The organism is Sulfuracidifex metallicus DSM 6482 = JCM 9184, from assembly GCA_032834875.1.
GTDB classification, from domain to species: Archaea; Thermoproteota; Thermoprotei_A; order Sulfolobales; family Sulfolobaceae; genus Sulfuracidifex; species Sulfuracidifex metallicus.
Genome location: CP135238.1, coordinates 1065609 through 1088968 on the forward strand (window position 1 = coordinate 1065609; position 23360 = coordinate 1088968).

Below are 23360 nucleotides of genomic sequence, written 5' to 3' on the forward strand. Positions count from 1 at the left end.
TTAAAGATCTCTTTAAAAATTACTACCGATGGAAACCCTTTCCTTGGCATCGAAGAAGGTCGTTGCTACTCTAATAAGGAGAGTGATAAACCAAGGAGAAACCTTAACTATAAGCGAACTCTTACGCTCTTTCAAGATAAGCAGGCTTAAGCTTTTGTCCACGTTAGAAATGATGACTTCCATCGGTTTAATAGAAATTCAAGATGATCGAATTATAAGAAATGGTAAAGCTTCAGATTATAACTTGTTATTTACCTCCTTAGAAAAGAAGTGCCAATTCTCCCCTCGAGGAGATAGAGCAATGAGGCTCACAGCAGAGTTCACACCCTTAAAGGACGGAATTAGGGAAAAGGTTCACGAGTCCAACCGGTTCGACGTGGAAAGGTTCGCCAAAGTAGTAAGGGAGAACAAGATCATAAGGAGGAACGTGATAGAAAACAGGAAAAACGGATCAGCAAAATGGGAGATGGATATTGAGAGTCCTACCCTAATAAAGCTACGAACCGTCTTCGACCCTCCTCTTATTGTGGGGGAGTTTGTAAAGTACAGCTTCTACACTTGGGACGAAGGTATATATGCCCTCACCATGAAAGAACTACATGAGCGATATCATCTAGACTATACCATGGAGGGATTAGTGGTGGCGCAGCCAACACATCACATAAGGATTATCGCTGATCTTCCATGGAAACCTGCCACCATTGAAGGAATGAAGGGAGGACTGAGCATGGAAAGAGGATTCAGTGAACTGGAGAAGATTAAGGAGGTGCATGATCTCCGTTATGTTAACAATAGACTCTCCTTAGAGGTGTGGAATCCCAGTATCGGAATTTATTATCTCATGTGGAGACCTCCTTCCTGACTTGTTTAGAAGAACGTGGAATAATATCAGGATCAATAAGAAGTGGACTGTAGAAACGGCTTCTGATTTCTTTAATGCCCTTAAGGAAGAGTCTTTCCGCTACTTTATCCCCCATCTTTGTAAACGTTTCAATCAGATAGGATTAATTGGATGTGACCATATTTCTGTCACGTTTCCTTAAAACCAAACGATACTGTCTTTTACTTTTCTTCTTCTCAGACACAATTTCTTCATTAGACTTTGATCAGCTCAATATTTATTTCAATATCATCTTTTATTTCAATATCATCTTTTAACCCCATTAGCAATGAGGCAACACTCAAAAGGGAGTACATCCTTTCATGCTCCCTTTCCCTTATCTTATTGTCCAACTTAACAAACTTGACCGTTGCATACCTACTTAACGAGGAATTGCTCCACACCTTGAAAGCTCTCCTATCTCCAGTGAGAATTAGTCCATCCTTTAACAGATCCGGATCCATTTTCGGTACGGACGGATCGCAATAAGTCATCTCGGAGGGAAGCACCCTAGCTCTTAATAATATGGCATCGTAAATTGAGTACAGCGTTTCGTAAAACGAGGATATCCTCTTCTCCTCGTAAAGTTTTGTTTCCATCTCGAAATTAACACAATAAGGTATTGATAACCCTCTGATTTCGTAAGAGTGAATTCCGTAGTATATAAGGTTGGTATCAATTACCACGAAGTCAAAATCGTTAACTACTTCGCTCAAATCTCTCTTAGAACTTTCATTCTTGTCTCCTTCGTCGTATACCATAATCCTGTGGATTCCTGAGATATTCTCTATTATCTCTGCAACATATGATGGCTCAACTTTGAGGTCTCTTAGGTGATCCCCTAGGACGCTCTGCAGCTTCTCCTTTATTTTTTCCATATCGTTAACCTTTAGGGTAAGTGATGATCCTGAGGAAGGGGGTTTCTTGGTTTTTTCCTCCTTGTTTCCCTTCTGCGTAGACGACGCAGGAGATTTTATGGGAGGTAACGTTATCTTCAACGCGTTTACGCCTTCCTTTCTTGTATTCATTTCATAAACTAGCTTGAACATGTTTCCTAAGAAGGTGTTCTTCTTAGACGTTTCTCCGATTCGTCCTTGAAAGTAATTGTCAAGTTTTTTCAGCCTTTGGATCTGTTGCTCTATGGGGATAATAGGACCTTGAGACTGGGTAATACTTACTGGAGGATCTACAATAACCATTTCCGTCCCCCTAGGCGTAAACGGATAATAAAAGGAGATCCAAGGACCGAAGGAGAACAAGTAATTTACAAGAAAATAGTTCTTGTCCCTGTTCTTCTGGTAAAGCAAACCCAAGGCACTGGAAACGATGCTAGCTCCAGACGTAGGTACAAGGTAAACCTTCTCGCAATCCTGAAGTAAGTTCTCAATACCATCGGCTATTTCCTCAGTGCTTTTCATGGCAGAAAACATCTCGTTTAAGTTCTTCTTCTCTACTTTAATTCCGTTCATTTCCAGCTGTTCAAACAGAGGATTTAATCTATTTATTAAGTTTTTGTTAAAATTTGCATATAATATAAATAATATCTTAGGATCAAAGTTCTCAAACGACCTCACTATGGAAGAGAATGAACTGTTGAAGGATACGTCAGACCTATTCACTGGGATTATCACGCAATTTCGGCTTTCGGTCTCCATAAAAGATGTATAGGCGATGCTCTATTAAAGCTAAAACTTTACCTTTAGCTCTTAAAATTATTAGATAACTTCACTTAAAAGAGACAAATACCTAAGGTTAGTTTCTCTCACGTTTTAAAGAGAGTGAATATAACAAGAGAATAAGGTTATGAGAGAGGTTTTTCCTCCACCCCCTCCCTTTACTTACATTTGCTCTACTTTTTTCTTCAAGTTGTGGTTGAATTACATTTAGAATCTTCATCTTACATGAACCCTGATCATATTTAAGCTATGAATTTAGGATTTCGTTATGTCTCTTGTAAAGCTGGAAGACAAAGGAAAATGGTCCTTAATTGTTATGAGGGGACCAAAACTCAATGCATTAAGCAGGGAAATGAGAGATGAATTGTTGTCGGCTTTAAGGTCTGCAAAGCCGGTTACAGTCCTTACCGGCGAGAGTGCATATTGTGTTGGAGCTGACGTGACATCTCTATCAGATATTAGGAAAGAGCTGGAAGAGTCTTTCCATCCCTTATTAAGGGAGATTAGATCCGATAGAATAGTTATCTCAGTTGCAGATAAGATAGTAGCCGGTGCATGTTTAGGTATGTTTCTAGCTTCCGACGTGAGAATAGCCTCACCAGGAACAAGATTCGTTACCGGATTTCAGGGAATAGGATTGGCTCCAGATACAGGGGTTGCCCTCTTCCTGAGAGGTTACAAGGGGATGAAAATGGCGGTTTTAGGGGGCGAGTTCACCGCAGAGGAAGGAGAGAAAATGGACCTACTAGAAGTATCTCAAGATCCCATGAAGGAAGCTGAGAGATTGGCCGAGGAAATTTCCCGTGGACCTCTGATGGCTTATTTGGCAGGTAAAAAGATGATAAATGTTTCATTGGGTCTGGAGAACTTCTTGAGGGTGGAATTGGAGGAACAATCAAAGTTAGCTTATACAGAGGACTTCAGGGAAGGGGTATCTGCATTTAAGGAAAAGAGAAGGCTCCAGTTTAAGGGAAAGTGAACTGTAAAGAGGAGAAGAAAAGGAGAGCGTACTGATTCAGCTAAACAATTAAATTAAATATAATCACATTCCTTCATTCAACGTTGTGAAGTAATAAGTTGGATGTTCTCAACGACGTTAATATGAAAAGGCATAGTTTTATGGAAAAAGAATCTTTCTTCCATCGCTTTGATTTCCTTAAAAAAATTTATTACATCCTCTTTTATTTTTCAATTAACATACGACGCAAGTTTAGCAGCTGTCGTTTGGTTTATTGATGGTAAGCCTTGCAATAACACTATATACCCAGTCTTAAGGTTGAAGATTAGCTCGTTTCCGTAAAAGGTATATACGTAGGCGTAGTACACGTCTCCGTTCTGGCTAACGTTCTGAAGACCGAAAGATGAGAACAGTATCGAAACATTTGATTTTAGCTTATCATAGTAAGGGGATCCAATTGTGGCAACCCTCACAATCTCAATTACGTGATATCCAGAGGAGCTGTTCATGTTTATTTCATACAACTTCTCTACATTATCTTGATACAAGTATTTAGCTCCATCACAAATGAAATAATCATCGCTGGAGTTTAGATTTACCTTCTGGACAGTTCCATTAAAGTAATTTAGCTCCGCTGTATCGTTTGAGAACGTTGCCTTTATACTGATAGAGGGAACTTCATTCCATGAACCTCCGAATACTGAGGACATATCAGAAGCTGTTACGTATCCTGGAGATGAAAGATATGGAAGTACTATTACCAAAATTGCTACTGCCAATACTGCAACTATTCCCACGGCTACTATAGCCTTCTTAGGGAACTTTGATCCGTTGGATGGAGCAGGAACAGGTGGGCTTCCATTTGGCTCAAGGTTTAGAGGAGCCCCACAGTTTAAACAGAAGTCAGCGTTATCCGGGTTTTCTACTCCACAAGAATTACACTTCTTTGTCATGTTAATAAATAGACGTAACATAACAATAATAAAATTTGTCAAAGTACTTTTTCTTGCTTCACCTATCTAGATTTGCCACGATGGTTTAACTAATGCCAAAATGAAAGGCAATCATATCCTAAAATATATCATTAATTTATTGGAAAAAGATTTCGTAGAAAATATTTATTGGCAAACATGTTATGGAAATGAGTCCTTGAAATGCTAAAGATCCTCCGGAACAGTAAACTACCCCGCCCTTACGGACGGGGTCTCTGGTGATGGAAGATGAATTCTTGTCTTAACTAGGGTTAAGGAGACTAAAGTCGGCCATCAGGACTTCTTTGCTGATCTTTTCTTCCGAAGAGTTAAGGCACTAAGATGAAGAGCTAACTTTAGAATAATCTAGGAAAAATGATGAATATTCAGGTTATTCAATTATTCTCTATAGATTAGCTTTTTGAACCCCTAAAATGTGTTTGAAAAACGTGGGTTCAACCCGTTTTGTGTAAGTTATTCTCTAGAACGGTAAGAAGTGAATTTGTACGGATACACATAGTAAATGTAAGGCTTCATTTTTCCTCCTCTATAAATCCCTTTAGAGGTAAACAAGTCAGGCTTGAAATAAATACCCTTCTTTACTTGAAACTCCTCCATCACCTTGGCTATTAAATCCTTTACCTTCAAGATCTTCTTGAAGTCTAAAGAAGATTCTATGTAAACAATCAAAGGAAGTTCCTCTCCCGTCAAGCTCGTGTCAACCTTAGCTTCATAGGCCAACCTTTCTTTTTCTAGTTGTTTTATCACCGTTGAGAAGAAGGAGCCGTAAACTTCCCTTTTCACGAAGACCATCCACTTGCCTATCAGATCTTCCTCAATTTCATAAAGTGGAGCATCTAACTTTTTCCTCAACTCTTTTACGAACAAAATGAACTCCTTTTCCATGACATTTACTTCGCCTTTCATCTCCTCCTTTGCTATAGATAACATTTCCTCGTCAGTCTTCTTCCTTAGCAAAGTCGAGTTGTCCTCAATAGAACCAGAAGGTTCCCTTGAGATGTAGAAGAGCCATCCTCCATCAGGTTTCAGCCCACGGGAATATGCCGCATTAAGAATATTCTCCGCCTTACTCCTTAGAGGCTCCCTCAATGCGTCCAAAGAGAATTTCCAGTCCTTCACTTGACTCAAGTTAAAGTGAATGGAGAAAGCTCTAGATACAAGAAATCCAACGTCTTTCACGCCGTTTATTTTCGCCAGATGTTTCATAGCTTTTTCACTCTCACCTATCACCTTGGCATATCCCTGATGTTTAGCCAAGTGACATGAAGGACAGAGAGTTCTTATTGAGGTTAACGAGGCCCTTCCTTTTCCGCCTTCAACAAAATAATTCCAATCCTCGTCAATTTCGTTCCCTACACCGTTACATATGACACATCGTTCTCTTGAAAGTGAGAACCAAAAGTCATGAAGTTCCTTTAACGTTTGTTCGCAGCCTTCACAGAAGACTTCACCTAGTCCAGGATCAACTCGAGAAAACGAAGCCAAACTGTAACCCCAAAGGGGAGAGGGAACCAGTCTGGGACAAAGTTTCTTCAGGTTAGAACATATCTCCTCATAAGCCTCCATATCAAGATAATTTAAGCTACATTAACATTAATTAGGATTTCGTTCTCTAAATGAAAATAGATTCTAAGATAAAAATGAAAACCCACTTTAGAAGGAGGTCTCTATTACACACTATTCTTTAAGGTTATACCTTGATTGCTATTTCTTAGGCTTTTACCTAAGTTAATTATTCTCCTATATTAACTTTAATATAATAAAATATACTTGATTATTATATATAAAAATAATTAGAACCTTTTATCTTAATAAAAAGTAGAAGAAATAAGTTATTATTTATCTATTTATTTTTTATAAGTTTTCTTTTTTCTAATATCTTTGTAAATAAAATGTAGCCAATGATCACAGGAACAAATATCCATAAGGCGACGTCTATAACTTCTAATGGAGCGTTATAGTAAAAACTGGTAAATATTGAACTTAGTGACTTTCCGGCTAAGTTTTCCATAAAAGCTAACGGTGCAGCGAAAGAGAAGTAATCTTCATATTTAAGTATATGAATCCCGTTTAAATCCAGCACAAAGAACAAGGACGGCTCGATAAATAGGAAGAACACATATGCAAAGATGGATAGACCGAGAAATGTACCTGAGCTCTTTACAGCCCCGCCTATTAAGAACATTAATGAGTAAAACGCCACAAGGCTCAGCGAGAGTCCAATGAATATATAAAGAGTTGGTAAGATTCCTACGAAGGTTCCAGTGATGGATAACAACGCAATAGAAAGTATAATCATGAAGACTCCGGAGGAGACAAAAGCTGTTATTGCTCCGCCCAGGAACCTATTTATGAATATCTCCTCTCTGGTGATGGGCTTTGACAGCAGAAATTCTAAAGCCCCCGTTCCCCTAGGTTTGGCAAGAAGGGAATAAGCTAGGTATAAGAAGATTATAGGGAAGAATTCAGCATACAGGGAGAAGGAACTCTCAAAGCCTGTAAGTTCGTCTATTGAAATCGGTGACCCAGAAGTTACTTCATAGTTCGTTATAGAGTTCGTGTATTGACTAGAGTTAATTGGTTTAGCTAAGAAGTAAAAGAGCAAAGTTGAAGGGTGATGTCTCACGTTTATCATGTAGCTTCTTATTCCTAGACTTTGATTAGCAATGAAATGAGAGTTTTTCAAGGAAAAATTACCGAATCCTCGAGTTGCTGACAAGCTCACCTTATCTGTTACGTTGTAGTACAAGGAAACTGGTAATAAGGTCGAAACGTAAAGCTTTACACTCCCATTAGGAAAGTAATTAGATACAAGGAATGATGAAAACGAGTTAATATTTACACCAGGACTGAAGAAGGGCTCATTTGTATACGGGGATGAGTAATAGAATGTTTCGTTTTGTAAATGTAGGAATTCGCTAATATTTAACCCGTTTTCTTGATAGACAATCAGCGCTAATGGTATAATCTTTTGTTGAAGAGGCAAGTTAAAAGAAATCTCTCCAGAAGAATTAGTAGTTCCTGAAGCCATTTCAGTATTATTGCTGTTTAAAACTGATACTTTTACCCCTGAGGCAGGATCTCCGTTAGGTCCAATAGTCATTGCAGTTACTCTAAGATGATTTCCATTGACCTCGGAATATCCTATTACTGAATACTTAATATCCACCTGATTTCCGATACCATGATCTATAGTATAGGCTATCCCTATCCCAGCTACGGCAAAGACTATCAAGAAAAGCAGAGTGGATATCCTGAGAAAGCTCCTCTTGAAGTCAAATATGAACGGTCTCATTATTGACACCTATTATCTTGAAGAAGACCTCCTCTAATGAGGAGTACTCCATCTTCATTTCATATATCTTGTACTCTGATGAAAGTATAGAGTTAACTTTTGAAGGGTCGTCTTTAAAGTCTCTTACCATCACTTGGTTTCCGTTAACTAGGGGTTCTCCGAACTTTGAAAGCTTATCCAATAACTTATTATCAACCTTGTCTACTCTCAGGACCAAGGAAGGAGTTGCAAATTTCCTTATTTCATCAATAGTCATAATTTTAACTATTTTTCCCTTATGAATGAAAACAACCCTGTCAGCCAAGCTCTCCACTTCACTAAGTATATGAGACGAGAAGAGGATTGCCTTCCCTTCCTTCTTGAGGCTAGCAGCCAAGTTGCGAAAGTACATTATTCCTTGGGCATCAAGGCCGTTGAGTACCTCGTCAAAAAGGTAATTCTTAGGGTTAGAGATAAGGCAAACTGCAAGGGCGAACCTCCTCTTCATACCCTGCGAATAGTTCTCCAGCTTTCTTTTTTCGAAGCCCTTCAAACCTACCTTCTCTAGCATTTCCATACCCATTTTTCTGGCTTCTGAAGTGGAATATCCGTAATAACCGGCTATATAAACGAAGTAGTCAATTGCTTTCACGTCCAACTCGAAGATGGGAAGCTCTGGAACCCAAGCCAGCCTTTCAGAAGCCTTCTTCTTATCCTTTACTATGCTATACCCATCAACTAATACGTCTCCAGAATTAGGGAAGATGACCCCTGATGCTATTCTCATGGTTGTCGTCTTCCCTGCACCGTTCAGACCGACGAAGCCTGTGATCTCCCCGTCTGGCACGCTAAAAGTTTCATCTTCCAAGACTTTGAAACGACCAAAAGTTTTAGTCACGTGTTGAATCTCAAGCATTAGCTACAAATATGAAAAGGATGGTTAAATCTCTTTTGCAAAGTCATATAAGATATGATAAAAAATGAGAATGATTATAAATGAAGAAAAATGAGAGAAATGAACCTCGAAAAAGAGTGGAGATCTGAACGTTATCTCTTTATAGTTGTAGAATATTCTTCTCTATTATTGCACTAAATATCGTTTACCGATAATGCATCATTAGGCCTTGTTTTTCTATAATGTTAGTGCATTCAGCGCTTAACTGCTTTTATCGTTAAACTTTTTCTTGTGGTACCTTTGTAAGAATCTACCTTAAACAAAAAAGTTAAATTTCATCCCATTAATTTCAAACGTGGAACTCAGAAGCGAAAACGTTATGGTGATCTCTGACCTTCATTACCCTTATTGCGATGTGGACGAGGTGAGGAGAATCGTAAAGGAAGAGAGTCCAGAGACGGTGATTTTGTTGGGTGATGCAGTGGAAGAGGTTAAAGGCTTTCATGACTTTAAGTCTTCCTTAGGTAATGTAGTTCACGTTAACGGTGATGAGGACGTAATTAAGGGAGATGACGACGTGGTTTCGCTGTTTAACGGAGGAAAGAAGTTCACCATGCTCCACGGTCATCAGTTGATGAATGAGGAGGGCGAGAAATGGCTAGCTAAAATCCTGATGAAGGTGAATAGAGAAATTCCTCCGTTTCTCTTCTGTTTAGGTTTCAGAGTTAAAATGAGCGGATTCCTAGTGCTTGGACACTCCCACGCTATGAGCTACTTTCCCTCACTCCAATGCGTGAACGCTGGAACCATGTCATTAAAGAGTAACTTGTATAATGATAGAGGATATCTACTGATTAGGAAAGGAAAAGTGAACATGAAAAGGATATAATCTCCAGGAGGTAGTATACCAACAAATTGGAAGTCGTAATTTTTGTATTTTAGAACTTAAAAATGTTCAGACGAAAAAATAATATATTATTAAAAAAGAAATATAACTATTAAATTATTTCTATTTTACTTACCTCGCAAGAACCCTTTCAACCCGTCCCACTTTACATTGACCCCGTCAACCTCCCCTACTTTGCTTTCTTCCACGTCTAGAGTAAGATGACCTAGTCCCCTGCTCTTAGAGCCTCCCACAGCTATTCCCATCTTCTCTACATACCTTAAGGTATATCTCCATAGTTGAACGTCGCCTTCTGGTCTAAGCACTACCTTCAAGGTAATGTTGGAAGGCTCCACCACTTCTTCCTCGAATAGCCGTTTCTCCTTTTGAGCGCCAAAATTTCTATCCAACACTACATGGGGCTGGATAGAGGTATTTCCTTCAACTAGCGAATCGGAGAAAGATATGGAGGACGCGAAAAGCTTGGAACCGTAAAGTCTATCCACTGGGCACATGTAGTAGTAAACCGCCCTCGTAGTGATCTCCTCTAAGTCTTCCCATGTAACATCGTCTGCAGAAACGTTAGATCTGACTATTGTCCAAACCTCGTCATCTATGTCAATCCCCTTCAGTTGAGTTCCCTTCACTTTCGTCCCTTTACCTACCTCACTCTTAACGTGTTCTAAAATGCTCTGAACCCTCTTATTTGCCTCCTCGTTGTTTCTTTTCTCCTTAGGGTGGTCATCGTTATTATGCGAAGATGCTGTCCCAATTCCTTTACCTTTTGCTATTCCCTCACTTATCCTCTTGAACACTCCCTTCCAAGAAGAGCTTGGGATGACCGGGATTTCCCTTCCTTTCACGGTGTACTTTAACTGGTAAACAGTGGAACCCTCCCTTTCTCCTCCTACTCTGAAGGAGTCTCCTTTGAAGCTTAGCTTGAATAGACGTATCACTTTGTCGGTCATAATCTCACCTTGGATAAAAGTTCTCCCAGGGAACTGAGGGAGAAGGCGAAATTTAGTCCAGCAGTCTTGAGGGGATACATCTCCCCCTTTATTTTTAGCAGTGACCCCTGCATAGCCACCTTCATGAAAGGCTTCGTTCCCCTCAGATCGTCGGAAGTGAACCAACCCGTGTAATTCGTTACCTTCCCGATTCCGGTTTCCACGTCTGTGTAGCAAGGCGAGAGACAGTAAGCCCATCCGTTCTTGGCGTCTGCAAGTTCCAGTTCTCCCTTCCTAGTCAATAGGGCTTCGCCAAACCCTCTATTCTTGGACCTACCAAGCGTGATCCTGATCTCTTCCTTTGGTAATGTGTTGCTTGACAGCGCCCAGAAAGTGGTGGGCATCTTATACTCGTAGTGGTAAAGCATCCCAGACTCCTTGTTCATTGTAACCTTATTAATTGCAACATGGCCTTGAATAATGGAAGGTATCTTTACTTCGCTGTACTCGAATGAGCCATTTCCTAAAGTATTATTAAGGCGAACCACAGTACCCGTCTTAGACTTCAATGAGTCAGTGTCTTTCGTAATTTCCTCGATTTCTCTCCTCTTCCTGTTGATTATGTCCTCAACGTCTCCTTCTATAACAAGGGAGTCTTTCCTCTCAACAAACTCATTTGACTTCCTTCCCTTGGCGAAAACGAAGGGATGAGCCGGAGCTGAATTACTAGGATAGCCGGGAGAAACGAAAATTTCCTCAAGTTCATGGACATCATACCCCTCCTTAATGAGGGCGTCAATCACGGCTCCCCTTAACGTCTGGGACGGGATAAAGTCCTCCGTAGAAAGGAAGTAACTCTTCACGTTTCTGGTGTGTAGAAGTGCAGGAGACATAAGTTTTATCTCAAGGAGTGCATATTTCATTTGAATCACCAAACCCACTTCAATTCTAAGGGAATCTTCTGTGCATCAATCTCCTTCCCGTCCTTAATCACTTTGTCCACGTTAACGTCAACCATTCCTCCTCTACCTAGCCTTAGGAAACGTAAATAATGAAGGGAAGCCAAAGCGAGGCAAAGCTCCTCTTCTCCGCCTACCACCTGAACCGTGAAGGGAAACTCCTCTTCGGGCGGTACAACTTCCTGCTTGAAAAGGGCTGTCTTCTTTGCCGTGCCAGTTTCATCATTTATGTTAACATGAGTAATCACGTGTGTCTTTGGCTTCATTTTTCCGTCTTTATTTGGACCTGAATATACCCTGAGCTTACCTTCGTGATCGGGATACCCAAATAGAGAGCATACGTCGCATGGCTTACCTTGGTGCACTTTCGCTATTCTGGAAGGCTCTATCTCATCACAAGAGGTTCCCCTTACCATTCCGTTTCTGATAGCCCAAGAGATAGAAGTTCTCATTGCTCCTTTCAGAGCGGAAGGAGTTAGTCCTAACTCGTTGAACTGAACGTCGATAAAGTACCCATCAGTACCTATGGTGAACGAACTAACAGTTTTAATTGTTCCTTTAATTAAAAACATGAATCTACCCGTGTTTTTTATTCCTTCACATAACGTATTTAATCACCTTCTTGAAAGAGTTTTATCAGGAAACGCGGAAATTGCGCATAAAGGAAAAACATGTAAGCGCGTAAATGAGACAGAAAAAAGAGAAATGAAGTTAACATTAGGGGGCTTGACTCGCTCTTTTCTCCAAGGTGGAGTTTAGGTTCAATAAGGCTGGTTATTACGTGCATTGCAGTTGTTTTATGGTTTTTTAATGTAGGTCTAACTGTGGTGTTGCTCAACACGATTTGCCCATTCAAGGAATTACTATCCTTGACCTTACTTCTTATCAAGAGCTTTCACCTCTGTCTCCTGCTTCGACTAGCGCAGCCTTGAACATGTAAAACGCGTCAACTAGAGGTATCTGTCCCTCTTTATCCCACCCTTTCAGTAAGGTTAACATCAGCTTGGAAGCTTCTTTATGTCTCGTTGCTTGCCTCATCATGTATATTACAGTATAGTAAGGATCCTTGGTTCTATGGAAGGTCTCCACTATATCCTCCATGACTCTCACGTAGTCCTTGAACGATTTGACCCTCTTTTCGTAATCATCAGGGAAGCTCTTCAGCACTAACTTGAGGTCATCCGACAAGGCCATAATGTCCTTCCAGAAGGAGAAGTTTGTCTTCATCTTGTACATTGCCCTTACCTTTTCTTCCTCTTTTTGATTATGGGTGGAAGATAGGGGGTCAGCGCTCCATTCCCTCTTAATTTCCTCCACTGACGACCGCGTTACCAGCGACGAGGCAAAGAGGAACGTGAGAGTGTTCCTTTCCTGTTCGCTTTTTACTCCTTCTTTATTAGTTGTGCCCATTACGGTCTCTTTTTCTATCTTTCCATCTTCCATTAGCTTGTCAGCTGCATCTATGGCGAACTGAATGGGAGTATCGCTCTTCACCGTTGCAACGCCAACTTTGAAGGACATCCCCAACTTACTCGTCGCTTTCTCCAATGCGTTCATTGTAAGTATCGGTGCAGTCATTGCAGGGCCTATGAGAAGTATATCATCTCCTCCCATGTATTGGACTCCAAGGAGAGTCCTCATTATCATACCCTTGTTTAGTACGCCATCTTTCTCGGCCTCGTCTGCGGCCTCCACAAAGCTCTTCTTAACCCAGTAGTCCACCTTGAAGCTCTTGTCAATGTATTCGCCGAAGTTAAGGGAGCTGCCGAAGTACTCTCCGGCGTCGTTCCCGTCGCTTTTTACAACGGATAAGTAACCTCTAGGAGCCTTAACAGGCTCGTATTTCTTCCCTTCGCCTTCATCTATTATATCTCCAGACAAGTAACTCATAGGAGCGTCCAAGGCTTCCTCTAGAGGGGATATATCAACGGATCCTATCTTAAACGACGCTTTAAGCTTTGAGCTAAATCCCTTGCTCTTTGATATTTCGTGAACTGTTAAACACCTACGACATAGACGCTTCCCTCTATCATCTTTTTTAACAGCAGGATATACTCCACAGCTTTCGCAGACCGCATGTAGACCTGGCGACACAATCTTGAAGGAGGAGGGAGATATCTTTAACCCTTTCACTCCGTCTTTCCCGAAAAGTTCGCTGACCGCTTTATATCCTCTCATCCTGTAGGGATTGTTTCCAATAATTAGGGGGTAGATGAAACTGTTAGACTCACGTCGAGGTCATGCAACAAGGTTACCTTCCTCAATTCCTCCTCTATCCTACTCTCGTTCACGTTAGATGAATCCCTTCTGGTCACGATGAAGGAGTGACCTCCACTACTGACAAGCAAGGAATCCAAGGGGAGATAAGTCTTGTCATACATGCTGTCTATGACCACGAAAGGTATTGTAGTTACACTCATATCAACTAAAGTACTTGCAGCAGACATGTCCCTTAAGTCAGAGAAGAACTTTATAAAGGACTGAACGCCTGGGAAGTTGAACATGTTGAGGTCGGCTATCACGTTCTGAGATGGATTAATATCGTCCTGCCTATTTGACCTCTGTCTCTCCTGTAATTTCTTATAAACTTGTTTGGAACATTCTTCATATTTGTTCTTTAGAAATTTATCTTTCTTCTCTAGTTCGTTAATATAATCCTCAGCTTCACTTGCTTTCTTGTGAAGTGTTTCACGGAAAGGAGAACAATCTTGGATTGAAGAGTATAATTGCTCCAGGTCGCTCCTCTCTATCCTTCCTTCCCCTGACGAGATTAGGTCGCCCTCTATGTTCACCAAGTGATGTTTCCTAGCCCTCTCTTCAGCCTTGCGTAGCACGTCCACTAATCCAGACCTCAACTTTGGGTTAACATCAGTGTTTTTTTGGATCTCGTCAATTAGACCGTCAAAGAAATCTGTTGATGATTCCCAATGCCTCCCGAAATCTGTTAGTTTCCCTATGTCGTGCAGTACTGTCGCTAACCTCAGGAATGGAAGATCCTGGGAGTCAGGGAAGATCGTCCACTCGGCCATGGAGGAAATGGAAAGGTGGGCTGATAACGAGCCTATGTTATTTCCCGGTCTACTGTCTGCTGGAACTGTTATGAGAGCTTCGTACACTGAGTAGATTTTGTCCTGAAATAGAGAAATGAAGCGTAAGAACGGATTTTTATTAGAATTTCCCTTAGCTCCCCAATCTCCTTTCACTACTTCCGTTACCTTGTCAGGGCTTACCTTTCCTTTTATATGCCTCTGCAAGACGTAATTCGCTAACGTTTCAAAGTTGTTGGCATTTTTTGGTACATCTCTTTTATAACGTTCATTTTCTGGTACAACATCTACTGTATAACGTAAAGGAGGAAGCAACATCGGTGCTTTCAACACCAAGGAGATCAGGTCTGACATCGCCAACGCTGCTTCTCTCTCATCTACGTTAAAGTCCTCAAGCATTATACTACTTCCTTTGGAGATTACGTCCTTGAAATTGTTGAAAGCAGTCCTAGTCTTGTTTTCGTCTACCATATCCACTTTTCCAGTGTCAGGATTGTAAACTCCTCTAATCATGTTTATCACCTAATAAAGATCTTGACAGTATGTGAATCAGAAACTCCGAGTTTTCCTCTGTCCACACCATCCTGTCTCCCTGAACTTCCACATTAACTAACTTGAAGCAGTTCCCCTTATCTTCGAGGGTAACGCTTAAATCATTTCTTATACAGAGTTTCAAAATCTCACCTTTCCTCAACTACTCTCACGTGTCCCTTGTGGGCTTCTAGAAATGCCTTCACGTATTTCCCCGTATCCACGTTAGGGACGTTGAACTTAACCCTCCCCCAACTTTGGTTGGTGAACTTGAACCTTCCCATGAGAACTATGCCGTTTCCTCTACCTATCCCTAAGGCGAAGAGTATTGCCCCAACGTCTGCGTCATCATAGTTTCTAACCGTGAAGGATCCAAGAAACTTTGATCCTTTCTCCACGGTTTCATAAGTGGACCCAGTCATGGGAACGAGGTTCACCTTTCCGTCCTGAAACGTTAAATCTGTGAAGGAAACCCTGCTGGCCAATCCCATATTTCCCATTAGATCACACACGAAGCACATCTCACTGTTGTCCTCAAATCTCTCGCTAAATTTCCTCTGGGGACGAAATATGGATTGATAAACCCTAGACACCGTCCTAGATGGCTTAGTGGCGAGGAAGGTGTAACAAGCACAGTCAACCAAGAGCTCTAGCCTAGATCTCACAAGTCCCTTCACCGTACCACCAGGAATGGCTAACCCTTGAGTAGTCTGCATGAACTTCACGAACTCCCTAGCTGCATGAGCTTCCTTTGGCAGAGATCCTGTCTTGAGGAACATTTCCACGTCACTGTCGTTAATGGCAGTGACTTGTTCAAACTGGCTTTTCCCTGATGATACGTGGAGATGATCGCTCATAACACTCATCTCCAGCTTGAAGCTAGCTGTCTTTCCGCCGTTTCTGTCCTTAACGCTCACTTTATGGTTTAACATGCTTGAACACCTCCAAGAACTTATTGTCATTCATGGGGTCCATGGGGAATGTAACCTCTACCTTTTCGTCTTTTGGATCCATGTCTGGCAGCTCATAGGGAACGTACTCCTTCATTTCTAGTTTCAAATTTTGGAACTTTACAACTCCGAAGCCGCGACTTTTATTTCCTCCAACTTGCGTAAACCCTTGGTCTATTTCTTTCATTATTGAAAGAATATACCCTATCACATAGTTGGTTGGGTTTATCATGTTTATCCTAAATGTAAACACGGAATCAGGCTCCACGTAGTCCATAGTGACTAGCGCACGTCCGGATACGCTTCCCGTCTCCCTGTTTATGGCTATCATAGGCCTTGTGCCTATTTCATATGAAGTAGGCGTCTTTGGATATGAGTCGAAAAAGGAAACAGAAGCCCTCATATGGGGGGCGCCGAAGACCTTACAGTTGATGCATGTATCACTCCAAACTAGCTTCACGGCTTCATCGTAGTTTCCGTTCTTTAGCAATTCCTCAAGTTTGTTCTCTATCCTATCCACGCAAGTCTGCTTAGTGAGTCCAGTGCAAACGTTAACGCCCTTACCCCTCATTAACCTCTCTCCAGTGGAACGAAAGACGCCCTTCCAGGAAGAGCCAGGGATCACCGGAACTCTATCTTCACCCATCCTTACCCTCAGCAGACCTTGGTTCGCGGTTGACAGTACGTCCACGTTATCCCTTCCAATCCCTACCCTCAATGGAGTTACGTTTACTACTTCCCCGCTAATTACTGCCTCCCTTACCAGAATATCCTTCCTTATCAGGATGTATTGATTTGATAAGTTCTGAGCCATAACCTTACACCTCAAGATCTGAAAGTCCGAACTTGGTACACTTAACCTCGGTTAACCTCATCAGTCCTAATCCAGTGCTCTTCTTTCCGCCTATCTGAAATCCCGACTTCATAGTTTCAATTACCTGAGCTATAATCTCACCTTTTTCATCGTTCCCCTTACAGTCCTCACTCAACTCGATCCCCCACAGTATCGCAGTAAACTTGAACTTATTCCCTACATCAACCATATCAAGGGAGAACAAGTTAGACGGATATTGTCCATTAAAAACCCTGTCTATTGTTACCATTGTCCTAGTGTGAACTGTAGGCCTATCAACCGGCATTGCGTCCATCACTTCCACTGCAGAGGCGTTGGACTGAGAACCGAAAAGCTGCGAGGTGATGTCATCAGGTTTCTTATTTTCTTCACCAGTTTTTCCATTATCCTCTTTATCGTCGTAGGGATAGACGACTTTTCCTCCCCTTGCCTTAATCATACTCTCAACAAGACTCCTCATGAACCCCTTCAACGTCGAACCTGGTATAAAAGGAACTCCCTTCCTCATTATCATAGCTGAGTCTGTAGTCTGCTGAAATGCGCTCTTTGACACACTTGTTTTCCCTCCCCCTATCCTGAGAGGAGTATCGTTGACTAGGATACCTTGTACTCTGGTTCCATCTATCATGGACGACTACCCCTTCCCTGGTTTGGTCCTCCGTGATGTTCGTAACTTACTCTACCTGAACCGCTAGATCCAGTATAATTTGCGTTTGTAGAGCTTATGAATGAACTCACCATGGAGCCGAAGTTATCGAAGCTAGACTGCACGTTACTAAGTGCCTCGAATGACCACTTGAATAAGCCAAGGAATTCCCTTGCCTTCATTATGTCCTTGTCCTTCAAGTATTTAACCAGGATTTTTGCAGTCTCAGTGAAATGATTTCTAGACGCTTGTCTCATAATGAAGATGAGGAGATCATTAACGTTGTCTGTAGACTGAGAGAACTCAAGCATGTTGTTTATCTGTGTAGGATTCAATCCTTCTCTCTTTGCCTGAGAAACAGCTTTCGCTACAATATCATATAAAGATGACGTAGATTGGGACATTTTGATCTACCTGCCCATCTGGGCATTTAATATAAAGTCTAAACACATTAAAATATGTTACGAAACGTAAAAATTAGGCTAAACAATAGGTTTATTCGGTGTTATATTTTGCAGTAGGAAAAACCTAGAGTTGTATTAAGTTAGAGCCTCTATACTAACCCTTCAAAGCGAGTATATAAGATCGAGTATATAAGATAAAGACAGTTAGTCTCATGATCAGTTACGCATTTATCTCAATAGCATTCGTATAATATTTTACTTTTTAAATCACGGAACACGTATTTCTCCTTGTGTCTTCTTTTGTCTAGTTCAAGTTTTTATTATTTATATTTTTTAATATAAAAATTAATAATAGATTAGCCATAACCTTTAGAAGTTTATAAAAAAATTCTCATATGGGAAACGTATCCAAAAATAATACTAAATAAACTGTAGGTTATCTATCAATTCATAAAGGATAGACGCTTTAACTTTTTTGTAAGACTATAAAAGTCTTTTGTAGTGATTAAGAACGTTTATTTTAGGACGATTTAGGATGAGTAAAATTTAATTAAAATTTAATCTAGTGTAAGGTAGTTGGCTTACTATTATTTTATATACCAGAGTAAAGTTTTTTAACTACTTTTGACAGAAATAATCTTGTCCTAAAATGAGACTGAATAACCTTGGTTTAAAGCAGTTGATTCTATTTAGACGTTTTTTTAAAGTAAATATTTACAGCATAGCTTCAGAGACTCCAACGGGCTGGAAAAGACAAATAATTATCTCCATTTCCACGGGGTGTTCTAATGATGGCCAGTAACCTCATTGAAGTATATGAAGTAAACTTTGTCACAAATCCCAAACTAGAGATACCCTACCGTCGTGCCTTATCAATTTCAGATAATATAGCTGGCAAATTCACGTCTAATACGAAAAGGACTTACAGCGTTAAAGACTTGGTGAACTTAAGCTTCAACGTCCACGAAACCCCCCATGAAACTTTCTCAGTAGAAAACGCAGCGGTTCCCATAGTAGAAGAGCTAATAGGCTACGGCCAAAGACACGAGAAACTCCAGCTTACCCTTCCTTTTGATGGAGAAGAAATAACGGTAATAGGAAAACCGGACCTTACAATTAAAATGAGGGATTTCAACGTAGTCGTAGAACATAAGGGAATTCACGTCGATATGATAGAAAGAGAATTTCAAGCTAAATCTAGGTGCAAGTCTTGGTGGGAGAGCCTCATATCTTCAACAAAATTCGAGCGTCATGTACTTCAATCGTTAATATACGCTTCTATGGAATCCTCATTAAAGAAAGCGCCCACAATCCCGGTCATAGCTTACACTCCATACACGATAGTTAATTGTAAGGCAATAATCTACGCCGTAATGTTAGTATATCCTGGTTCATCATTTTCTCCATGCCTTGACCTGCCCAGTAGTCTACCAAGTCTTTTCAGGAAAGAGAGTATGGAATGGCTTTCGCCTGAAGGATACCTTCTGAGCGTCCTAAGGAAATCGCTAAAGGGAAGAGCTAGATGAAGGTCATCTGTAGGGTGAAAGTAACTCCCTCCACAGATGCTATTATTCCTCCTTTTTCCTCCAAAGTTGGAAAAACGTTGTTGGGAGGGACCAAGTTGAACGTCTCAATATCGCCTTTATGGGACGGAAAAAAATACCTCTTCAAGGCTGGTGATGTCCCCCTGCCCATGACAGTATATGCAGGAGATGATTACTGGTTCAGGATTGGTGGAGATGAAAAAGACGTAGCTAGAGCTATAACAAGTCTGAGGGAAACCAAGGTATTCAACACTTGGTGGCATGTTCGAGACGTGGAAGTGAACCAAGTGGAGAACGTACCTTCAGACGCCAAGAAGATGGTAGTGGAAACAATGACCCCTGCTATACTTCCCGATCCGTTTAACCCAAAAAAGAGAAAGAGGTTCTCCAACGAATTCGTAACGGTTTTTGCCGTTAACTTTATGGACGAACTAAAGTTCACAAGAGAGGATGTGAAGGAGAAGCTGGCAACCATAGAGGAAGTAGTAACTGAAGAGCCGTCGTGGATGAGGTGGGAAACCGTGAATTACGCAGGAAAGAGAGTGGTTGGGGTCACAGGAAAGTTCACTTATTCCTCAGAGAGGTTAGGCGAGATCATGCCAGTACTGGAGAACGCTATAGCGAAGGGAATAGGAAGCTCAAGGAGGAACGGATTTGGAATCGTGAAGATTACCTTAGAGAGCAAGAACGTAAAAGTAACATTTTATTAAAAAATCATTAAAAAGAGCGGTAAAAGTTCTGCTGAGGAAAAAAATGGATATGCATTTATAATGTGATAAGATTTTCCTTAGTTTCTTTTTTCTCAAGTATATCCATATAAATAAGCGTCACAACGTAGGATACAGTGTAGTCTGTCTTTTTTCTTTTCCGAATTCTAGTTTTTGACATCAACTATTACATTGAATTTTCTTTTTTTCTCTACTATAATCTTCAATCCTCTAATAAGAGGATAGTAGATACTTAAACACCTCCAAACATAAAAGTTATTGCATCGATTTAATCCCATTCTCTTTTTAATTAGCAAAATCAAAGTTTTAATTATGAAGGAATGATATCCTCAGATTCTCTCTGTTCATCTCTTTCTGTTGAAGGAATGAGGTGCTATTACAACTCAGAAAAAACACGGGTTATAGAGACGGTTGGTGGAGTGTTGTAGCAGGACACGTTGAAGCGAAGGAATCCGCTACTTCAGCTATGATAAGAGAGGCAAAGGAAGAAGCTGGGATTGCTTTGAGACCTGAAGATTTGATCCTTGTGCATCTGACTTCCTCCCCGCCCTAAAGGGCGAGGCTTTCCGCCCCCCTTAACCCCCTTCTCTGTAAAATACAAGATGAAACAATAAGTAAGGATATTTCTACCCTTCCTGTAAGCATTTATGTTAGCAATAAAGAAAGTATAATAGATCTTAATATAAATAAATTAATAATAATAATTATACAATAAAATTCTATAAGATAAATCTATGGTAGGCACTAGTTATAAGTAATGAATCTACAAATAGTATCATCAGTAATAGCTCCTCTTCTGATTCTGCAACCATACACGCTGGAATCATCTGCAGCTTACAACCCCATACCTTACCCAGGATCAGGAGGGGTGCTAACAGCAAAAATGTATACTTCATAGGGCTTACAATTGATAAGCTTGACGCATGCGGTAACACAAAGTACTATGAAGTAGCGTTGTCTTGGAATGGTACTAATGCTACACTTGTACTGGAAATCTTGAATTCTTCAATGTATCCTCAAATCGTGAATTATACTCTACTAGTATATAACTCATGCTTTACGCAAAAGTGTGAAAATAACGCTACAATAGTAGCAGAGTGAAGAAATTGGATGATAAGTGAATTAGACAATTACTTGTACATAGAAGGCTACAATAATTGTAGAATAGCATTATCCTTTGGTGTATAAATACTACAACTAATGGTGTAGAGCTGTATCAAACTGATCCTATTGATTTGCAGATATACGTTTACCATGAGTGAAATAATGTTTACGTTTATGGTTGTTCGTATTTTGCTGGGCCATTATATGAAGAAGATGGTGAGCAATTCATAAATATCGAATCTCTTACTGGGTTCGGTAATCAATATGAATTTGATTACGTTCTGAAACAAGTCGCCTTTTTCTCTAGGCTTCGAAACTTATTTATAGTATAGACACCAGTCCCGAAAACTTATTTCGTTTAGTTTTTGGAGTAAAACACAAAGAAATGGACTATTTGACCAAATTAATTAGCTGAAGATAGCGGTGCCGACTATGATCCTACATGGGTCACAATTTCATCTGATTCGTCTTTCGAGACATTAATTAATGGACTTGCGGACAGTTTAAGTGCAACAATGGTTGCAGGGATATAACCGCCATAACCTATCCCTCCATACTTGGAATCAGCTCCTCCGTCGCCTCCGTTGGTGAAAGTTACGTTCACGGCTGTAGCAGACGAAGAGATAGAAAGGGAAGCGTTGTTCTGAGTGTATTCCGTCGCGGACAGTATTTGCAGCTCTGTGCCTGAGACATATCCGGGGCAAAGCCAAGACAGAGAGTCCAAGTCTTCGCCCGGATACGACGTGAAAGTAGTCTCAGTAGTGGGTTGGGTGAGGTTAATTTGTTCCGTGTATTTGAAGTAACCCGGGTTTCCGCCACCTCCAAGGCCAGGGGTCCTTATTGGCACAGCAGCGTTAGTTATCCCCATGACCCCAACTAAGACGAACACTAGTAAGAATAAGGAAAAGAAGATGGTCCTCTTCATGAGATGAAGAAAAACATATCACGTTTATATGTGAGAACTACTTGAGCCTCGTGCCGACGTATCCCTGGTACAAGTTCCACGCAGAGATGGAAAGCTCCAGGACCGTATCGCCCAAGATGAGGTAAGATATCAATGAAGGCGAGCCTAGGTACAAGTAAATGGAAACCATAAGCGTAGCTAGGGAAAGCTTGTACAGGAGCAACCTCCACGTCGAAGAGGCTACCTTCTTGAGAAAGAAGTTACCCTCGTAAGCTTCCCCCACCCTTGAGAGCGCCATCCTGGTGGTGAGGAAGTCGTCGAAGTGGGCGAAGTAGAAAGCGAAGATTTCGGCCCACAATTACCTCCTCCTGTAAACCAGGAATACCCCTATCAGGATTGAGATACCAACGCCTATCAAGGCTAGGTTGATGTCTGTACTTGTTATGAGAGCATGGGATGAAGTTATCGTATGAGAAATGGCAGAATTTGAAGTAGAGTTATCAACAAGCGGTTTTTGCATAAAGAATCATAGATAGCAGTAAAGTTTACGTGAGTCTCAAGAAATTCAGCTATTTGAGCCGGCGTTGTTAAGTTTCCAGGTATAGGAGGAACACCGGTTACAGGAGCCGTTAAAGCAGCCTGACAAGTCATATTAAATAGAAATAAAGAAGACTTCGATTAAAAAATTTTTTAGTTATACATCTATCCGACTTCCTCCGCAATTTGATATGGGTTAGTTTGGGTGTAACCGAAATCTATTAGGATCTCTACAAACTAGAAAGTGATGAATTCAGAAGGCAGGTGGTACATGGTTTCAAGCCCTCTAAGGATCTCTACAAACTAACTCAGCCTTTGCTTTCCTAGACCCTAATTTGGCTGTTTCAAGCCCTCTAAGGATCTCTACAAACAAGTAAAGCTGGCCAAGATCTCGGTACAATAATCTAAGTTTCAAGCCCTCTAAGGGTTTCTACAAACTCCAGCCTTCAAGCCCCGTGTATTCCCTGTTAACTATGAGTGTTTCAAGCCCTCTAAGGATCTCTACAAACCGGGGGCTAGAAATAGTAAATTTTTGTCAGAAGAAGAGTTTCAAGCCCTCTAAGGATCTCTACAAACAAGAGAATATGTTTCACTTTTACAGAAGTTAGCTGGAGTCATCTCGATAGCGTCCATAATTGCCTAATC

The 23360-nt window shown here is 40.8% G+C and carries 26 protein-coding genes and 1 CRISPR repeat array; of the genes, 7 read left to right on the forward strand and 19 right to left on the reverse strand.

Annotated features, from left to right (window positions below):
* The first annotated feature begins 28 nt into the window (after positions 1–28).
* A complete protein-coding gene (locus RQ359_RS06055; protein WP_054838986.1) occupies positions 29–862 on the forward strand; it encodes a hypothetical protein in 834 nt (277 codons plus the stop codon).
* Between the two features lie 233 nt (positions 863–1095).
* On the opposite strand, the gene RQ359_RS06060 is transcribed toward RQ359_RS06055, so the two are convergent.
* Complete coding sequence (locus tag RQ359_RS06060; RefSeq protein WP_156017451.1) at positions 1096–2535, reverse strand: hypothetical protein; 1440 nt, start codon at positions 2533–2535, stop codon at positions 1096–1098.
* Positions 2536–2824: 289 nt separating this feature from the next.
* Here RQ359_RS06060 and RQ359_RS06065 point away from each other — a divergent pair, with 289 nt between their 5' ends.
* Positions 2825–3535: an enoyl-CoA hydratase-related protein gene (locus tag RQ359_RS06065; RefSeq protein ID WP_156017448.1), complete on the forward strand. Its 711-nt coding sequence runs from the start codon at positions 2825–2827 to the stop codon at positions 3533–3535.
* Positions 3536–3744: 209 nt separating this feature from the next.
* Here RQ359_RS06065 and RQ359_RS06070 read toward each other — a convergent pair whose 3' ends face one another.
* The 4 genes from RQ359_RS06070 to RQ359_RS06085 form a co-directional block, all read right to left on the reverse strand.
* Entirely contained in the window at positions 3745–4467 is a 723-nt protein-coding gene (locus RQ359_RS06070; protein ID WP_054838982.1) for a zinc-ribbon domain-containing protein, read from the reverse strand.
* A 492-nt stretch (positions 4468–4959) separates the two neighbouring features.
* Complete coding sequence (locus RQ359_RS06075; protein WP_156017443.1) at positions 4960–6072, reverse strand: putative phosphothreonine lyase domain-containing protein; 1113 nt, start codon at positions 6070–6072, stop codon at positions 4960–4962.
* 277 nt (positions 6073–6349) lie between these two features.
* Positions 6350–7801, reverse strand: coding sequence for an ABC transporter permease subunit (locus tag RQ359_RS06080; RefSeq protein ID WP_156017440.1), 1452 nt, complete (start codon positions 7799–7801; stop codon positions 6350–6352).
* A complete protein-coding gene (locus tag RQ359_RS06085; RefSeq protein ID WP_156017437.1) occupies positions 7782–8696 on the reverse strand; it encodes an ABC transporter ATP-binding protein in 915 nt (304 codons plus the stop codon). Before RQ359_RS06085 ends, RQ359_RS06080 begins: the two co-directional genes overlap by 20 nt.
* A 334-nt stretch (positions 8697–9030) precedes the next feature.
* Between RQ359_RS06085 and RQ359_RS06090 the strand changes: the two genes are divergently transcribed.
* Positions 9031–9564 carry a metallophosphoesterase family protein gene (locus RQ359_RS06090; RefSeq protein WP_054839005.1) on the forward strand — a complete coding sequence of 178 codons (534 nt, stop codon included), beginning with the start codon at positions 9031–9033 and terminating at the stop codon, positions 9562–9564.
* Between the two features lie 125 nt (positions 9565–9689).
* On the opposite strand, the gene RQ359_RS06095 is transcribed toward RQ359_RS06090, so the two are convergent.
* The 11 genes from RQ359_RS06095 to RQ359_RS06145 are packed head-to-tail and all read right to left on the reverse strand — an operon-like array spanning position 9690 to position 17898.
* A complete protein-coding gene (locus RQ359_RS06095; protein ID WP_162308998.1) occupies positions 9690–10529 on the reverse strand; it encodes an RAMP superfamily CRISPR-associated protein in 840 nt (279 codons plus the stop codon).
* Positions 10526–11431, reverse strand: coding sequence for a hypothetical protein (locus RQ359_RS06100; RefSeq protein ID WP_162308997.1), 906 nt, complete (start codon positions 11429–11431; stop codon positions 10526–10528). The genes RQ359_RS06095 and RQ359_RS06100 overlap by 4 nt, the downstream gene beginning before the upstream one ends.
* Before the next feature lie 5 nt (positions 11432–11436).
* Positions 11437–12039, reverse strand: coding sequence for an RAMP superfamily CRISPR-associated protein (locus RQ359_RS06105; protein WP_054839009.1), 603 nt, complete (start codon positions 12037–12039; stop codon positions 11437–11439).
* Positions 12040–12077: 38 nt separating this feature from the next.
* Positions 12078–12356, reverse strand: coding sequence for a hypothetical protein (locus tag RQ359_RS06110; protein ID WP_156017433.1), 279 nt, complete (start codon positions 12354–12356; stop codon positions 12078–12080).
* Positions 12353–13645: a hypothetical protein gene (locus RQ359_RS06115; RefSeq protein ID WP_457921263.1), complete on the reverse strand. Its 1293-nt coding sequence runs from the start codon at positions 13643–13645 to the stop codon at positions 12353–12355. The genes RQ359_RS06110 and RQ359_RS06115 overlap by 4 nt, the downstream gene beginning before the upstream one ends.
* Before the next feature lie 23 nt (positions 13646–13668).
* Positions 13669–15027, reverse strand: a complete 1359-nt coding sequence (locus RQ359_RS06120) for a hypothetical protein (RefSeq protein WP_457921264.1) — start codon at positions 15025–15027, stop codon at positions 13669–13671.
* Positions 15020–15190, reverse strand: coding sequence for a hypothetical protein (locus RQ359_RS06125; RefSeq protein ID WP_156017426.1), 171 nt, complete (start codon positions 15188–15190; stop codon positions 15020–15022). The genes RQ359_RS06120 and RQ359_RS06125 overlap by 8 nt, the downstream gene beginning before the upstream one ends.
* A 4-nt stretch (positions 15191–15194) precedes the next feature.
* Entirely contained in the window at positions 15195–15977 is a 783-nt protein-coding gene (locus RQ359_RS06130) for an RAMP superfamily CRISPR-associated protein (RefSeq protein WP_054839015.1), read from the reverse strand.
* Positions 15964–16809 carry a type III CRISPR-associated RAMP protein Csx7 gene (csx7, locus tag RQ359_RS06135; RefSeq protein WP_083477014.1) on the reverse strand — a complete coding sequence of 282 codons (846 nt, stop codon included), beginning with the start codon at positions 16807–16809 and terminating at the stop codon, positions 15964–15966. The genes RQ359_RS06130 and csx7 (RQ359_RS06135) overlap by 14 nt, the downstream gene beginning before the upstream one ends.
* A 4-nt stretch (positions 16810–16813) precedes the next feature.
* Positions 16814–17476, reverse strand: coding sequence for a type III CRISPR-associated RAMP protein Csx7 (gene csx7, locus RQ359_RS06140; protein WP_054839017.1), 663 nt, complete (start codon positions 17474–17476; stop codon positions 16814–16816).
* Positions 17473–17898 (reverse strand): hypothetical protein, encoded by a 426-nt coding sequence (locus tag RQ359_RS06145; RefSeq protein WP_054839018.1) that lies wholly within the window; start codon positions 17896–17898, stop codon positions 17473–17475. Before RQ359_RS06145 ends, csx7 (RQ359_RS06140) begins: the two co-directional genes overlap by 4 nt.
* 788 nt (positions 17899–18686) lie before the next feature.
* Between RQ359_RS06145 and RQ359_RS06150 the strand changes: the two genes are divergently transcribed.
* The 4 genes from RQ359_RS06150 to RQ359_RS06165 all read left to right on the forward strand — a co-directional run bounded on the left by RQ359_RS06150 (position 18687) and on the right by RQ359_RS06165 (position 21068).
* On the forward strand, positions 18687–19424 hold the full coding sequence (locus RQ359_RS06150; protein WP_156017420.1) for a hypothetical protein: 738 nt from the start codon (positions 18687–18689) through the stop codon (positions 19422–19424).
* Complete coding sequence (locus tag RQ359_RS06155; protein ID WP_156017417.1) at positions 19421–20152, forward strand: CRISPR-associated endoribonuclease Cas6; 732 nt, start codon at positions 19421–19423, stop codon at positions 20150–20152. The genes RQ359_RS06150 and RQ359_RS06155 overlap by 4 nt, the downstream gene beginning before the upstream one ends.
* A gap of 388 nt (positions 20153–20540) precedes the next feature.
* Entirely contained in the window at positions 20541–20723 is a 183-nt protein-coding gene (locus RQ359_RS06160) for an NUDIX domain-containing protein (protein WP_256202123.1), read from the forward strand.
* Positions 20724–20927: 204 nt separating this feature from the next.
* A complete protein-coding gene (locus RQ359_RS06165) occupies positions 20928–21068 on the forward strand; it encodes a hypothetical protein (RefSeq protein ID WP_156017414.1) in 141 nt (46 codons plus the stop codon).
* A 636-nt stretch (positions 21069–21704) separates the two neighbouring features.
* Here RQ359_RS06165 and RQ359_RS06170 read toward each other — a convergent pair.
* The 3 genes from RQ359_RS06170 to RQ359_RS06180 all read right to left on the reverse strand — a co-directional run bounded on the left by RQ359_RS06170 (position 21705) and on the right by RQ359_RS06180 (position 22698).
* Positions 21705–22199: a hypothetical protein gene (locus tag RQ359_RS06170; protein ID WP_156017411.1), complete on the reverse strand. Its 495-nt coding sequence runs from the start codon at positions 22197–22199 to the stop codon at positions 21705–21707.
* A gap of 37 nt (positions 22200–22236) precedes the next feature.
* Complete coding sequence (locus RQ359_RS06175) at positions 22237–22461, reverse strand: hypothetical protein (protein WP_156017408.1); 225 nt, start codon at positions 22459–22461, stop codon at positions 22237–22239.
* A gap of 75 nt (positions 22462–22536) precedes the next feature.
* Positions 22537–22698 carry an LPXTG cell wall anchor domain-containing protein gene (locus RQ359_RS06180; protein WP_156017406.1) on the reverse strand — a complete coding sequence of 54 codons (162 nt, stop codon included), beginning with the start codon at positions 22696–22698 and terminating at the stop codon, positions 22537–22539.
* 291 nt (positions 22699–22989) lie between these two features.
* Positions 22990–23292: a CRISPR direct-repeat array (repeat unit 30 nt; unit sequence GTTTCAAGCCCTCTAAGGATCTCTACAAAC).
* Positions 23293–23360: the final 68 nt, after the last annotated feature.

Coding starts and splice junctions, on each gene's coding strand:
- RQ359_RS06055 (WP_054838986.1), top strand. CDS start 29: ATGGAAACCCTTTCCTTGGCATCGAAGAAGGTCGTTGCTACTCTAATA.
- RQ359_RS06060 (WP_156017451.1), bottom strand. CDS start 2,535: ATGGAGACCGAAAGCCGAAATTGCGTGATAATCCCAGTGAATAGGTCT.
- RQ359_RS06065 (WP_156017448.1), top strand. CDS start 2,825: ATGTCTCTTGTAAAGCTGGAAGACAAAGGAAAATGGTCCTTAATTGTT.
- RQ359_RS06070 (WP_054838982.1), bottom strand. CDS start 4,467: ATGACAAAGAAGTGTAATTCTTGTGGAGTAGAAAACCCGGATAACGCT.
- RQ359_RS06075 (WP_156017443.1), bottom strand. CDS start 6,072: ATGGAGGCTTATGAGGAGATATGTTCTAACCTGAAGAAACTTTGTCCC.
- RQ359_RS06080 (WP_156017440.1), bottom strand. CDS start 7,801: ATGAGACCGTTCATATTTGACTTCAAGAGGAGCTTTCTCAGGATATCC.
- RQ359_RS06085 (WP_156017437.1), bottom strand. CDS start 8,696: ATGCTTGAGATTCAACACGTGACTAAAACTTTTGGTCGTTTCAAAGTC.
- RQ359_RS06095 (WP_162308998.1), bottom strand. CDS start 10,529: ATGACCGACAAAGTGATACGTCTATTCAAGCTAAGCTTCAAAGGAGAC.
- RQ359_RS06100 (WP_162308997.1), bottom strand. CDS start 11,431: ATGAAATATGCACTCCTTGAGATAAAACTTATGTCTCCTGCACTTCTA.
- RQ359_RS06105 (WP_054839009.1), bottom strand. CDS start 12,039: ATGTTTTTAATTAAAGGAACAATTAAAACTGTTAGTTCGTTCACCATA.
- RQ359_RS06115 (WP_457921263.1), bottom strand. CDS start 13,645: ATGAGAGGATATAAAGCGGTCAGCGAACTTTTCGGGAAAGACGGAGTG.
- RQ359_RS06120 (WP_457921264.1), bottom strand. CDS start 15,027: ATGATTAGAGGAGTTTACAATCCTGACACTGGAAAAGTGGATATGGTA.
- RQ359_RS06130 (WP_054839015.1), bottom strand. CDS start 15,977: ATGTTAAACCATAAAGTGAGCGTTAAGGACAGAAACGGCGGAAAGACA.
- csx7 (WP_083477014.1), bottom strand. CDS start 16,809: ATGGCTCAGAACTTATCAAATCAATACATCCTGATAAGGAAGGATATT.
- csx7 (WP_054839017.1), bottom strand. CDS start 17,476: ATGATAGATGGAACCAGAGTACAAGGTATCCTAGTCAACGATACTCCT.
- RQ359_RS06145 (WP_054839018.1), bottom strand. CDS start 17,898: ATGTCCCAATCTACGTCATCTTTATATGATATTGTAGCGAAAGCTGTT.
- RQ359_RS06150 (WP_156017420.1), top strand. CDS start 18,687: ATGATGGCCAGTAACCTCATTGAAGTATATGAAGTAAACTTTGTCACA.
- RQ359_RS06155 (WP_156017417.1), top strand. CDS start 19,421: ATGAAGGTCATCTGTAGGGTGAAAGTAACTCCCTCCACAGATGCTATT.
- RQ359_RS06165 (WP_156017414.1), top strand. CDS start 20,928: ATGAATCTACAAATAGTATCATCAGTAATAGCTCCTCTTCTGATTCTG.
- RQ359_RS06170 (WP_156017411.1), bottom strand. CDS start 22,199: ATGAAGAGGACCATCTTCTTTTCCTTATTCTTACTAGTGTTCGTCTTA.
- RQ359_RS06180 (WP_156017406.1), bottom strand. CDS start 22,698: ATGCAAAAACCGCTTGTTGATAACTCTACTTCAAATTCTGCCATTTCT.